We start from the raw sequence: 12734 nt of genomic DNA, 5'->3' as shown, positions 1-12734 counted from the left end.
GTTCCGATCTGTCACGGATCGTCCGTCCAAGATCACCTTCCGTGGCTGGACTCGTGAGGAGCCGCGGATGCGTCGACGCGTTGGTGTCTGGCTGTTCGGAGCAAGAGGATCGGTCGCCACGACCACGATCGCCGGCGCCGCAGCTTTGAACCACGGCAGCCCGCCCGCTGGTGTGGTGACTGAGCTTCCGGCGTTCGCGGGTGCTGGGCTGGTGCCGCTGGTTCAGTTGGTCTTCGGCGGGCATGACGTCGTCGAGACGCCGCTGGCCAAGCGCGTCGAGCAGCTGGTTGCGGGGGGAGTGCTGCCGCCGGGGCTCGCTGGGTTGATTGCGGCGGAGTTGGCTGAGGCTGATCGCAACATCGTGTTGCTGCCGACTGGTGGTTCGCAGTACGACGTGGTGCGGCGGATGGCTGAAGACATTCGGGCGTTCGCGCTACGGAACGACCTGGAGCGCGTGGTGGCTATCAACGTGGCTTCCACCGAGGCGCCGTACGAGATTGCTGGTGGGGTCGCGGAGTTGCGGGCTGCGCTCGACGGCTCTGAAGTGTTGCCCGCGAGCGTGCTCGGCGCGTTGGCCGCATTCGAGGCGGGAGCGGCGTACATCGACTTCACGCCGTCCACCTCGATCCGTCCTGCGGCGGTGCGCGAGTGGGCGGTGGAGAAGCGGCTCCCGTACGGCGGGCAGGATGCGAAGACCGGCGAGACGCTGGTGAAGAGCGTGCTGGCGCCGATGTTCGCGGCGCGGGCGTTGCCGGTTCACGCCTGGTCAGGGACGAATCTGCTCGGCGGCGGTGACGGCGCGACCCTCGCCGATCCGCGGGCAGCGGAGTCGAAGAGCATCTCCAAGGAACGCGGGCTGGCCGAGATGATCGGCGACGTCGCGGGCGAGGTGCACATCGACTACGTGGACCCGATGGGCGACTGGAAGACCGCCTGGGATCACGTGATGTTCTCGGGCTTCCTCGGTGTGCGGATGACGCTGCAGTTCACCTGGCAGGGCTGTGACTCCGCCCTCGCCGCGCCGCTCGTCCTCGACCTGGCGCGACTGTCGGCCCTCGCCCTCGAACGCGGGCACGTCGGCGCGATGCCGTTCCTCGGCTTCTACTTCAAGGACCCGATCGAGTCGACGGAACACTCCCTCGTCCGCCAGTACGACGAACTGCTGCGCTGGGTGCACGCATGCTGAGGCGCACTGCCCGGCGTACCCAGTTGGCAGACCTGGCCGAGCTGGTCCGCGCTCCAGCCGCGTTGACGGTCCCTGGCGACGTACTGGCCGGGGCGGTGGCCGCAGGCAACCTCCGCCCAGCCCGCCTCGCAGGCCTCGCCGCCTCCTCGATCGCCATCTACTGGGCCGGCATGGCGCTCAACGACTGGTCCGACCGCTCACTGGATGCAGTAGAGCGCCCCGAGCGCCCCATCCCGTCCGGCCGAGTCACCCCGCGTACTGCGTTTGCTCTCGCGTCGGGTCTGACCGCCACCGGCCTGGCCCTCTCAGCCCTCTCCGGCGGCCGCGCCACCTTCCGTACTTCGGCCGCACTGGCAGCCACCGCCTGGACCTACGACCTGGTCGCCAAGAACACCCCGCTGGGCCCGGCGGTGATGGCGACTGCCCGCTCCCTCGACGTACTAGTAGGTGCCGGCGCCAACCGCCGAGCCGCCCTCCGCCCCGCTCTGGCAGTTGGTACCCACATCCTCACCACCACCCTCATCTCCCGAGGTGAGGTCCACGGCAGCAGCACAACAGCTCCCCGAGTCGCGCTGGCCGCAACAGCTGCGATCGCCACAACAACAGCCGACCTGAACAACCCGGGTCCGGCGGCGGCGTTTGCTGGTTTGTATGCGCGGTCTGTTGGGCGGGCTCAGTTGGTTGCTGCTCAGGACCCGAGCGCGCAGAACATCCGGAAGGCAGTAGGCGCCGGCATCCACGGTCTAGTGCCACTGCAAGCTGCCTGGTGTGCGAGAGGCGGGCAACCGCTGGTCGGTGCGGGCCTACTTGCGGCACTGCCGCTCGCCAAAGCACTCGCACGAAAGATCTCACCGACATGAGACTCGGCTACGGCACCAACGGCTTCGCCAACCACCGACTACCCGAGGCGCTGAGCGTGCTCGCCGACCTCGGGTACGACGGGGTCGCGCTGACGCTCGACCACAACCACCTCGACCCGTTCGGCCCAGACCTCCGGCAGCGCACCGCGGCCGTCGGCAAGATGCTTGCCGAGCAAAACCTTTCGGTGGTGATCGAGACGGGCGCCCGGTACGTCCTCGACCCGCTCCGCAAGCACGAGCCGACCCTCCTGCACACCAAAGGCGCCGAGTGGCGGATGGCCCTGCTGGAGCGCGCGATCGAGGTGGCGGCCGATCTGAACGCCGACGCGGTCTCCTTCTGGTCCGGCACCCTCCCGCCGGACGTTTCGCCCGAGCTCGGCTGGCAGCGTCTCACCGCCAGCTGCGAACAGCTCGTCGCGTACGCCGCCGACCGTGGTGTCCAGCTCGGTCTCGAGCCGGAACCAGGCATGCTGGTCGACGACCTGGCCGGCTACCTCAAGCTCCAGGCCGAGGTAGGGAGCGAGACGCTCGGCCTCACGCTCGACATCGGGCACCTGGTCTGCAACGAGCCACAATCCCCGCCGGCCTGCATCGCCGCCGCAGCGCAGTACCTGGTGAATGTGCAGATCGACGACATGCGTCGCGGGGTGCACGAGCATCTCGAGTTCGGCACCGGCGAGGTCGACTTCCCGCCGGTCTTCCAAGCGCTCCGCGAGATCGACTACCAAGGTCTGGTGGCGGTGGAGCTGCCACGCCACTCCCATGCGGCTCCGACAGTCGCTCGGGACTCGATCGAGTTTCTGCGGAAGGCGTCGGCATGACGTCGGCACAACACCTGGAGCGATTGCTGCCCAGCAACGCCCAGACCTGGTTGGCGACCGCACGCCAACAGCCGCTCGCCACAACTTTCCCGGCAGCAGCGCGCAAGGTCGGCCGCGAGCGCCTGACCCCTGCCTGGACCACCGATCAGGCGACCCGCGCGCTCCTTCTGCAAGGCGCCTCAGCAGCCGACATCATCGCCGTCTACCGGTACGGCGACGCCGCCGAGAAGCTCGCTGTCCTGCACGCGCTCTCAGTCGCCGACCTCGCCGACGCCCTGCAAGACCAGGCCCTCCCGATCATCGAGGACGCGATCCGCACCAACGACCAACGCCTGGTCGCGGCCGCCCTCGGCCCGTACGCCACGCAGTACCTTCCTCAACCCGCCTTCCGGCAAGCCGTCCTGAAGTGCGTGTTCGCGAACATCCCGCTGGCCGTGGTCGACGGTCTGCCGCAGCGGGTGGATCAGGAACTGATCCGGATGATGTCCGATTTCGCCACCGAACGGAGCGCAGCCGGCCGGGACCTTCCCGCCGACTTGGAGGCATACCTCGCCACACCGCCCTGAGAGGCCACTATGCGCATCTTCGATCCGCACATCCACATGACGTCGCGCACCACCGACGACTACGCCGCGATGGCGGCCCACGGAGTGCAGGCCCTGGTGGAGCCTGCGTTCTGGCTGGGGCAGCCGCGGACCAGCGTCGGGTCGTTCGTCGACTACTTCGACGCGCTGATCGGCTGGGAGCCGTTCCGCGCGGCGCAGTACGGGATCAGGCATCACTGCACGATCGCGCTCAACCCGAAGGAAGCCAACGACCCGCGGTGCCGGGAGGTCCTCGAAGTACTGCCTCGGTACCTCGCCAAGGACGGTGTCGTCGCCGTCGGTGAAGTGGGCTATGACTCGATGACGCCGGAGGAAGACGAGGTGTTCTCACACCAACTGGAGTTGGCCAAGGAGTTCGAGCTGCCCGTCCTCGTGCACACGCCGCACCGCGACAAAGCGACCGGTACTACGCGCACGCTCGACGTCGTCAAGGAGTCTGGCGTCGAGCCGCACATGGTCGTGGTCGATCACCTCAACGAGGTGACGGTCAAGGAGGTCGCCGACTCGGGCTGCTGGATGGGATTCTCGATCTACCCCGACACCAAGATGGATCCCGACCGGATGGTGGCGATCCTGCAGCAGTTCGGCACCGAGCGCGTGCTGGTCAACTCGGCTGCCGACTGGGGCAAGTCGGATCCGCTCCGCACCTTCGCGACCGGCCAGGCGATGCTCGCGGCCGGCTTCACCGACGACGACGTCGACCAGGTCCTTTGGCGCAACCCGGTCGCCTTCTACGGCCAGTCCCAACGGCTCGACCTGGAAGACAGAGCCGGACCGGAGACCTTCCAAGGCAACTCGATCCTGCGAGGAGCGAGACCATGAGATTCCGCCACCCCGATGGTTCGATCGTCCACCTCGCCTACTGCACCAACGTGCACCCGGCCGAGGATCTCGAAGGCGTCATCGCCCAGCTCGAAGGCTGCTCCGCCCTGGTCCGCAAGGAACTCCAAGTCCCCGTCCTGGGTGTCGGCCTCTGGCTCGCCAACACCCTCGCCGATCGCCTCGCCACCTCGACCGTCGCCCTCAACCGCCTCCGCCAGACCCTCGACCGCAACGGCCTGGAAGTCGTCACCCTGAACGGCTTCCCGTACTCCGGATTCCACGACCGCGTGGTCGGCAAGAAGGTCTACTCACCCGACTGGACCGAGCCGGCCAGACTCCAGTACACCCTCGATCTGGTCGACGTCCTCGCCAAGCTGCTCCCGGACGACGCGGCGTACGGGTCGATCTCGACACTCCCACTGGCCTGGCGTACGCCGTGGGACCGCACGCGCGACGCCGCCGCGCGCGACGCGTTCAACCGGCTCGAACTCCGCCTCGCCAGGAGCCAGGACTCGACCGGCCGCCGCATCCGCGTCGCGCTCGAACCCGAACCGGGCTGCATCCTCGAGATGATCCCGCAGGCCGCCGACTGGCTCACGCCGTACTCCGCTCAGTCGCTGGTCGGCCTGTGTCTCGACACCTGCCATCTGGCGGTCCAGTTCGAGCAACCCGCCGAATCGTTCGCCACCCTCCAACGCGCCGGGGTGGAGGTGGTCAAGAGTCAGGTCTCGGCCGCTCTGCACGTCGCGCAGCCGGACGACCCGATCGCGCTGGAGTTGCTGAAGGAGTTCGCCGAACCGAAGTTCCTGCACCAGACCCGCGAGTACGGCGGACCTGGGATCGACGACCTCGACCTGCTCGACCAACTCTCCGGTCACGCCGCCTGGCGCGTGCACTTCCATGTCCCGGTGCACGCCGCCCCGCGCCCGCCCCTGACCAGTACGACGGATGTCCTCGACGAGAGCCTGCAGCACCTGGTCGGCGGAGCCCATCCGTTGACTCATCACCTGGAGTCCGAGACCTACACCTGGTCCGTCCTCCCCACCGCTCCCAAGAACCAGCAGGAACTTGCCGAGGGCATCGCCGGAGAGCTCGCCTGGCTCCGTGACCGCCTCGTCAACCTCGGCCTGGAGGAGATCAAGTGAGCAAGCAGGTCGTGGTCATCGATGTCGTCGGACTGACCCCACGGCTGCTGCGCAAGATGCCGCGGCTGCGCCAGTTGCCGCTGAACCGTGAGCTGGGGACCGTGCTGCCGGCCGTCACCTGCTCGGCTCAGGCCACTTTCCTCACCGGCTCGATGCCAAGCGAGCATGGGATCGTCGGCAACGGCTGGTACTTCCGCGACCTGGGCGAGGTCTTCCTCTGGCGTCAGCACAACAAACTCGTCCAGGGTGACAAGGTCTGGGACATTGCCCGGCGCAACAACCCGCAGTACAAGGTGGCGAACGTCTGCTGGTGGTACGCGATGGGCGCGGAGACCGACCTGCTGGTCACCCCGCGGCCGATCTACTACGCCGACGGTCGCAAAGCGCCGGACTGCTACACCCGGCCGGTCGAGCTGCACGACCGCCTGACCGGCAAGCTCGGCGACTTCCCGCTCTTCCACTACTGGGGGCCGACGGCATCGATCAGGTCGAGCCAGTGGATCGTTGCCGCGTCCCGGCAGATCCTTGCCGAGGACAACCCTGATCTGCTGCTCACCTATGTCCCGCATCTCGACTACGACCTCCAGCGGTACGGCGCCTCGTCGGTCGAGGCGACGCGGGCGGCGATCGAGCTGGACGCGGTACTGGCTCCGCTGCTGGATGATGCCGAGGCCAGGGGTGCGACGGTGATCGTGCTGTCGGAGTACGGGATCACTGATGTGTCGCGGCCGGTGGACATCAACCGGTTGCTGCGCCGCGAAAGGCTGCTGGAGGTGCACACCCAGGACGGGATGGAGTATCTCGATCCGTGGGCGTCGCGGGCCTTCGCGGTCGCGGATCACCAGCTGGCGCACGTGTACGTGAAAGACGACTTGGATGCTGTCGGCAAGCTGCTCAGCGGCCTGCCGGGCGTCGCCGAAGTACTGGATGCCGAGGGCAAACGCCGGTACGGACTGGACCATGAGCGGGCCGGGGACCTGGTCGTGGTGGCCGAGCCGGACTCCTGGTTCACCTATTACTACTGGCTCGACGACGAGCGAGCGCCTGACTTCGCCAGGGGAGTGGAGATCCATCGCAAACCTGGCTACGACCCGGCGGAGCTGTTCTTCGATCCGTCCGACAAATGGGTGAAGCCGCGGGCGGCGTCGTACCTGCTGAAGAAGAAGGTCGGGCTGCGGTACGCGATGTCGGTGGTGCCGCTCGATCCGTCGATCGTGCGCGGTTCGCACGGTCGGCTGCCGGACAACCCTGAGGACGGGCCGGTCTTCCTCAGCAGCGATCCCGAGCTTGCCGCGGAGGGACGGATCGAGGCGACCGCGGTACGGGATCTGATTCTGAAGGCGGGGCTAGGCTGATTCGCGGATGACGATCTCGGTCGGCAGGATGACCGATTCGGCGCAGCCGTCGGCGAGCAGGTCGAGCAGCAGGCGCACTGTGCGCGCCGCCTGCTCGCCCATCGGGCTGCGGACCGTAGTGAGCGGGGGAGCGGTGTAGAGCGCGGCCTCGATGTCGTCGAAGCCGACCACCGCGACGTCGTCGGGCACCCGGCGGCCGGCTTCGCGCAAGGTGCGGAGGGCGCCGATCGCCATCAGGTCGTTGGCGGCGAAGACGGCGTCCAGTTGCGGATCGTCCTGCAGTAGCTGGCGCATCGCCTCGGCGCCGGAGATCCGGGTGAAGTCGCCCAGGGCAACGATCGACCGGCGGTCGGTGTCCTGGAGACTCTGCCGATAGGCGTTCAGGCGCTCCTGCGCGGCCTGCATGTCGAGTGGACCGGAGATGGTGGCGATTCGCTGCCGGCCCTGGCTGAGCAGGTGCTGGACGGCTGTGGTGGCGCCGCCGATGTTGTCGTTGTCGACGTACGGCATCAGGCCTGGCGTCGCGAGCCGGCCGTGCGACACGATCGGCAACCCGGTCCGGGCCAGTACTGCGGGGAGCGGGTCCGAGCCGTCCATCGACACCAGCATCGCGCCGTCGACGTGACCGGCCGCGAGGTACTGCTCGACCCGCAGTCGGCTCTCGTCGGAGCCGGCCAGCACGAGTGAGACCTGCTTGCCGGCCGCCTCGAGTGCGCGGGAGGCAGCGCGGACGACCATCGCGAACATCGGGTCGTCCGAGACCAGACCGGCCGGCGGATCGGAGACGATGATCGCGATCGTGTTCGTCTTCTGGGTGACCAGGTTGCGGGCCGCGCCGTTCGGCACATAGCCCAGCTCGGTGACCGCGGCCATCACGATCTGGCGGATCTCGGGCGCGACCGTGGGCTCGCCGTTGATCACCCGGGAGACGCTCGACTTCGACACCCCGGCCCGGGCCGCGACAGCGTGCAGCGTCGGTCGTCGCACCCACTACCCCCGGCGGCTCGTGGTCGGCACAGCTTGACGCTGGAGGCGCCCAGGCACGCACCTCACGGCACTTGAGCAGCATCCACGATGCTCCGCATCGAGGACGCTGCTCAAGCACCGTGATGCACGCACCTGGACACCTCCATCGTTCAACCTGTGCCGACCACGAGCCGCTCGCTGGGCCAAGCAAGGGGAGCGTTCCCCACGACTGAGCATCCCGGCGGTTCCGGAACCTTGTCAAGGCGGGCCCGAGCAGCCCCGCAGTGTTACGTCAAGGTTGCGGCCGAGTGACCACGAGGTCTTGACACCGTTCCCTGAGCACGGTTTTCTCAGGCTTAGGGAACGTTCCCCCGGTTCTTCTCGCCCCGCCCCAGGAGATGCCATGCCGTCCCTTTCCCCCTCGCTGTCGCGCGTCCGGTCACGCTTCAAGATCGCCACCGGAATCGCCGTCGCGACCAGCTTCGTTCTCGCCCTGCTGGTCAGCCAGCCCGCAGGCGCCGCCGACACCCTGCTGTCCCAAGGCAAGACCGCCACCGCGTCGTCCACCGAGAACGCCGTCTTCTCGGCGGCCTCGGCCGTCGACGGTGACGGCGGCACTCGCTGGTCGAGCGCTCACGCCGACCCGCAGTGGATCCAGGTCGACCTCGGTCAGACCGCCACCATCAGCCAGGTCCAGCTGAACTGGGAGACGGCCGCCGCGAAGGCGTTCCAGCTCCAGGTCTCGGCCAACGGCTCCACCTGGACCTCCGTCTACTCGACCACCACCGGCGCCGGCGGCAACCAGACGCTGTCGGTCGCCGGCTCCGGCCGCTACGTCCGGATGCTCGGCACCCAGCGCACCACCCAGTGGGGCTACTCGCTGTGGGAGTTCAAGGTCTTCGGTACGCCGGGCACCGGCCCCGGCCCGGGCAGCAAGCTGCTCAGCTACGGCAAGACCGGCGCTGCCTCGTCGCAGCAGCACGACGGCAACTGCTGGGAGTGCACCCCGGCTCGCGCCTTCGACCTCGACCCGGCCAGCCGCTGGGCGACCACGACCGAGACCGGCTGGGTCGACCCGGGCTGGATTTCCGTCGACCTCGGCGCCCCCGCCCAGATCGACAAGGTGATCCTGCAGTGGGATCCCGCCTCGGCGAAGGCGTTCCAGATCCAGGTCTCCAACGACAACGTCAACTGGACCTCGATCTACACCACCACGACCGGTCCGGGCTTCAAGCAGACGCTGAACGTCACGGGCTCCGGCCGCTACGTCCGGATGTACGGCACGCAGCGCAATACGCCGTACGGGTACTCGCTGTGGGAGTTCCAGGTCTACGGCACCGGTGGCGCACCGAACACGCCGCCGACCCCGCCGGCCGACCCGGCGAACCCGCCGCAACTGGTCTTCGCCGACGAGTTCAACGGCCCGGCCGGTACCAAGCCGGACGCCGCCAAGTGGTCCGCCGACCCCGGCATCGGCCAGAACAACGAGCTGCAGGTCTACACCAACCACAACAACACCCAGATGGACGGCACCGGCAACCTGGTGCTCGAGGCGCGCCGCGAGGTCACGCCCGGCTCGGCCTGCCCGATCGACCCGGTCAGCGGCAGCGGCACCTGCCAGTACACCTCGGCCCGGATGAACACGGCCAACAAGTTCAGTACGACGTACGGCAAGATCGAGGCGCGGATCAAGGTCCCGAAGGGCAACGGCCTGTGGCCGGCCTTCTGGATGATGGGCGCCGACTTCCTGACCGGCCGCCCCTGGCCCTACAACGGTGAGATCGACATCGTCGAGATCCTCGGCCGCGAGACCACCAAGGGCTACTCGACCCTGCACGCCCCGGCCTACAACGGCGCCGGCGGGTACGGCGGCACCTACGGCCTGCCGGGTGGCGCCGACTTCGCGAACGACTTCCACACCTGGACGATGCTCTGGAACAGCACGAGCATCACCTACCAGGTCGACGGCACCACGGTCTTCGTGGTCGACAAGGCCCAGCTCGAGGCGACGCGTGGTCCGTGGATCTTCGACCACCCGTTCTACCTGATCCTCAACCTGGCCGTCGGCGGCGACTTCCCCGGCCCGCCCAACTCCGCGACGCCCTTCCCGTCCCGGATGCTCGTCGACTACGTGCGCGTCTACCACTAGGAGCTCTGATGAAAGCCTCCGGTGTACTCCGAATCAGCACGCTGTTCCTCACCCTGTTCGCCCTGCTCACCGCCTACCTCTTCGTCTCCAGCCGCCCGGCCCAGGCAGCGGAAACCCTGCTGTCACAGGGCAAACCAACCCTCGCCTCCTCGGTCGAGAGCGCCGCCTTCCCGGCAGCGGCCGCGGTGGACGGCAACAACGGCACCCGCTGGGCGAGCAGCTTCGCCGACAACCAGTGGCTCCAGGTCGACCTGGGTTCGGCCCAGGCCGTCAACCGTGTCCTGCTCCGCTGGGAAGCGGCGTACGCACGCGGTTTCCAGATCCAGACCTCTGCCAACGGCAGTAGCTGGACCACCATCCAGACCACCACGAACGGCACCGGCGGCGAGCAGAGTCTCGTTGTCAACGGCAACGGCCGGTACGTGCGGGTGCTGGTCACCCAGCGCGCCACCCAGTGGGGTGCCTCGCTGTTCGAGTTCCAGGTGTACGGCGGTACGCCGGGTGGCGGGCCGATCGTCCGGGTGGCCGAGTTCCTCGCGGACTGCGCGTTCACCCACCGGCTGCCTGACGACCCGATCGTGTTCCCGAACATGCCGGGCGCCTCGCACATGCACAGCTTCTTCGGTGCGACGGTGACGAACGCCAACACCACCGTGGACGACCTGGTCAACTCGCCGACGTCGTGCAACCCGGCCGAGGACAAGTCGTCGTACTGGGTGCCCACGCTGTACGTGAACAACCAGCCGGTCGAGCCGACCGGGACGACCTTCTACTACCTGGGGGAGGGCGTGCGGGACGACGTCATCGCCCGGACCCAGCCGCTGCCGTTCGGGCTGCGGATCGTGGCCGGCAACGCGAAGGCGACCGGCCCGGGCGACAACACCATCTCGCGCTGGTCCTGCCTGCACGCCGGTGACGCCGGCGCCGGGCACGACTTCATCACCTGTCCGGCCGGCACCATGCTGGAGTCCTACCTGGACTTCCCGCAGTGCTGGAACGGGCGCGACCTGGACTCGCCCGACCACAAGAGCCACATGTCCTACCCGGTCAACGGCGACTGCCCGGCCAGCCACCCGGTGCCGGTGCCGAAGCTGCGGCAGGTCCTGCGGTACCCGGTGAACGGCCCGACGGCCGGCTTCCGGCTCGCCTCCGGTGGTGGCTTCACCATGCACGGTGACTTCTTCAACGCCTGGCCGGTGGCCGAGATGGCCCGCCGCGTCAACGACTGCATCCGCCCGATCATCAAGTGCGGAGCCAACGGTCACCCCTAGATAAGTCCCCCATCAGCCGGGCGGGTCCCCGTCCCAGGACCCGCCCGGCCGCTCTTCCATTACGTCAGATCTCTGTTTAACTGGTGGAGTCGCTTTCGAGGAGCTCTCCACCGCCCCCGCTGTTCGAGGAGTTCGTTCATGAAGGCTCTAGCCTGTTGCGCCGTGCTGCTGGCCGCTCTGACCGGCTGCGGCTCGTCCGCCGCGGTCTCGTCCCCGCCGGCCGCCAGTACTCCGGCCGAGACCCCGTCGTCGAGCGAGACCAAGTGGGACATCGATCCGTCGTTCAACGCGACCGACCTGGCCTGGATCGAGCTGGCGATCCCGATGGACGAGCAACTCCTGCAGGTGCTGGGTATCGCGGAGAAGCAGGCCACCGATCCCGCCGTGAAGAAGTTCGCCGCCGAGGTCGCTGCCGGGCACAAGACCGAGCTGGCCCAGTTCGTCGCGCTGCGGACCCGCTCCCGGTTGCCGGTCCGCAACCCGCACAAGGGTCACGACATGCCGGGCATGATGACCGAGCCCGAGATCGTCACCCTGGGCAAGACCGCCGGCCCGGCCTTCGACCCGCTCTTCGAGAAGAACCTCAAGGAGCATCTGGACCAGTCGATCGTGCTGGCCCGCAGCATCACCACCGACGGCTCGGACCCGGCGACGAAGAAGCTGGCCGGCTCGATCATGACCACCCGGGCCGCCCAGCTGAAGCAGCTCGCCGCGCTCTGAACCGAACTGGGGTAGCGTCTTCGGTGTGCCAGCCGACGTCTTCGAACCGCCTGCGCAGCGGGGCCTGCTGACCGAGAGCATCGCCCGGCAACTGCAGAACCAGATCCGGTCCGGGGCGCTCCCGGTCGGCGCCAAGCTGCCCTCCGAACGCGAGCTCGCCACCCAGTTCGGGGCGAGCCGCAACGTACTGCGCGAAGTACTGCGCCGGCTGGAGGCGCAGCACCTGATCGAGGTCGCGCCCGGCCGGGGTTCGTTCGTCATCGACCAGTCAGCCGCCGATGCCCGCAGCTATGACGCCCTGTACCGCGCTGGGCGGCCGACGGTTCGCCAGTTGATCGAGGCCCGGATCCCGCTCGAGGTCGAGATCGTCGGACTCGCGACCGAGCGGGCCACCGACGAGCAGATCCGCGCGATGCGAGTGGTCAACGACGCGATGATCGCGGCGACCGATCCGGTCACCAAGGCCCGGGCCGATCTGGAGTTCCACGAGACGATCGCGGCCGCCGCCGGCAACCCGGTCCTGCGGATCATGTTGTCGTCGATCGGCGGGATGATGTTCGAGATGATGCTGCGCTCCAACTCAGATCCGTCGATCGCGCAGCCCGGCGTACCGCATCACCCGGAGATCCTCGACGCGATCGAGGCCCGGGACGTCGACCTGGCCCGGCACCACATGCGTGAACACCTCGCGCTGGGGCTGCGGACGTACGGCGCCGACCTCGATGTCGGGCTCGATGTGATGGCGGCCCGGCACATCGAGACGCTGCTCGAACGCCGTACCGCGGGCTGAGCTTTGTCTGGACTTGGTCGGCTGGGAGCTGTTACGGTCCAACT

General features: G+C 68.2%; 12 protein-coding genes. 11 read left to right on the top strand and 1 reads right to left on the bottom strand.

Translation table 11 applies throughout. From position 1 onward, the window contains the following. Nucleotides 1-67 precede the first annotated feature (67 nt). The 7 genes from AB0P21_RS08090 to AB0P21_RS08060 are packed head-to-tail and all read left to right on the top strand — an operon-like array spanning nt 68 to nt 6794. On the top strand, nt 68-1186 hold the full coding sequence (locus tag AB0P21_RS08090; RefSeq protein ID WP_363694766.1) for an inositol-3-phosphate synthase: 1119 nt from the start codon (nt 68-70) through the stop codon (nt 1184-1186). Further along, nucleotides 1180-2046 carry an SCO3242 family prenyltransferase gene (locus tag AB0P21_RS08085; RefSeq protein ID WP_363694765.1) on the top strand — a complete coding sequence of 289 codons (867 nt, stop codon included), beginning with the start codon at nt 1180-1182 and terminating at the stop codon, nt 2044-2046. Before AB0P21_RS08090 ends, AB0P21_RS08085 begins: the two co-directional genes overlap by 7 nt. Then, a complete protein-coding gene (locus AB0P21_RS08080) occupies nt 2043-2867 on the top strand; it encodes a sugar phosphate isomerase/epimerase family protein (protein WP_363694763.1) in 825 nt (274 codons plus the stop codon). The genes AB0P21_RS08085 and AB0P21_RS08080 overlap by 4 nt, the downstream gene beginning before the upstream one ends. Next, the gene (locus AB0P21_RS08075; RefSeq protein ID WP_363694761.1) at nt 2864-3433 is read left to right on the top strand and encodes an EboA domain-containing protein; all 570 of its coding nucleotides are present in this window, start codon (nt 2864-2866) and stop codon (nt 3431-3433) included. The genes AB0P21_RS08080 and AB0P21_RS08075 overlap by 4 nt, the downstream gene beginning before the upstream one ends. Nucleotides 3434-3442: 9 nt before the next feature. Beyond that, a complete protein-coding gene (locus AB0P21_RS08070; RefSeq protein ID WP_363694759.1) occupies nt 3443-4294 on the top strand; it encodes a TatD family hydrolase in 852 nt (283 codons plus the stop codon). Further along, complete coding sequence (gene eboE / locus AB0P21_RS08065; protein WP_363694757.1) at nt 4291-5439, top strand: metabolite traffic protein EboE; 1149 nt, start codon at nt 4291-4293, stop codon at nt 5437-5439. Before AB0P21_RS08070 ends, eboE begins: the two co-directional genes overlap by 4 nt. Then, a complete protein-coding gene (locus AB0P21_RS08060; RefSeq protein ID WP_363694756.1) occupies nt 5436-6794 on the top strand; it encodes a nucleotide pyrophosphatase/phosphodiesterase family protein in 1359 nt (452 codons plus the stop codon). The genes eboE and AB0P21_RS08060 overlap by 4 nt, the downstream gene beginning before the upstream one ends. Here the strand turns inward: AB0P21_RS08060 and AB0P21_RS08055 are convergent. After that, nucleotides 6786-7781, bottom strand: a complete 996-nt coding sequence (locus tag AB0P21_RS08055) for a LacI family DNA-binding transcriptional regulator (protein ID WP_363694754.1) — start codon at nt 7779-7781, stop codon at nt 6786-6788. The genes AB0P21_RS08060 and AB0P21_RS08055 overlap by 9 nt on opposite strands. A gap of 382 nt (nt 7782-8163) precedes the next feature. On the opposite strand from AB0P21_RS08055, the gene AB0P21_RS08050 reads away from it, so the two are divergent. From AB0P21_RS08050 to AB0P21_RS08035, 4 genes are all read left to right on the top strand, one after another. Next, complete coding sequence (locus AB0P21_RS08050) at nt 8164-9909, top strand: discoidin domain-containing protein (protein WP_363694752.1); 1746 nt, start codon at nt 8164-8166, stop codon at nt 9907-9909. An 8-nt stretch (nt 9910-9917) separates the two neighbouring features. Continuing rightward, the gene (locus AB0P21_RS08045; protein ID WP_363694750.1) at nt 9918-11180 is read left to right on the top strand and encodes a DUF1996 domain-containing protein; all 1263 of its coding nucleotides are present in this window, start codon (nt 9918-9920) and stop codon (nt 11178-11180) included. Between the two features lie 138 nt (nt 11181-11318). Next, a complete protein-coding gene (locus tag AB0P21_RS08040) occupies nt 11319-11900 on the top strand; it encodes a DUF305 domain-containing protein (RefSeq protein WP_363694748.1) in 582 nt (193 codons plus the stop codon). Between the two features lie 25 nt (nt 11901-11925). Next, the gene (locus tag AB0P21_RS08035) at nt 11926-12690 is read left to right on the top strand and encodes a FadR/GntR family transcriptional regulator (protein WP_363694747.1); all 765 of its coding nucleotides are present in this window, start codon (nt 11926-11928) and stop codon (nt 12688-12690) included. Nucleotides 12691-12734 lie beyond the last annotated feature (44 nt).

Origin of the sequence: Kribbella sp. NPDC056861 (assembly GCF_040687575.1) — a bacterium.
Lineage (GTDB): Bacteria > Actinomycetota > Actinomycetes > Propionibacteriales > Kribbellaceae > Kribbella.
This window is presented reverse-complemented; position numbering and strand designations above follow the sequence as displayed.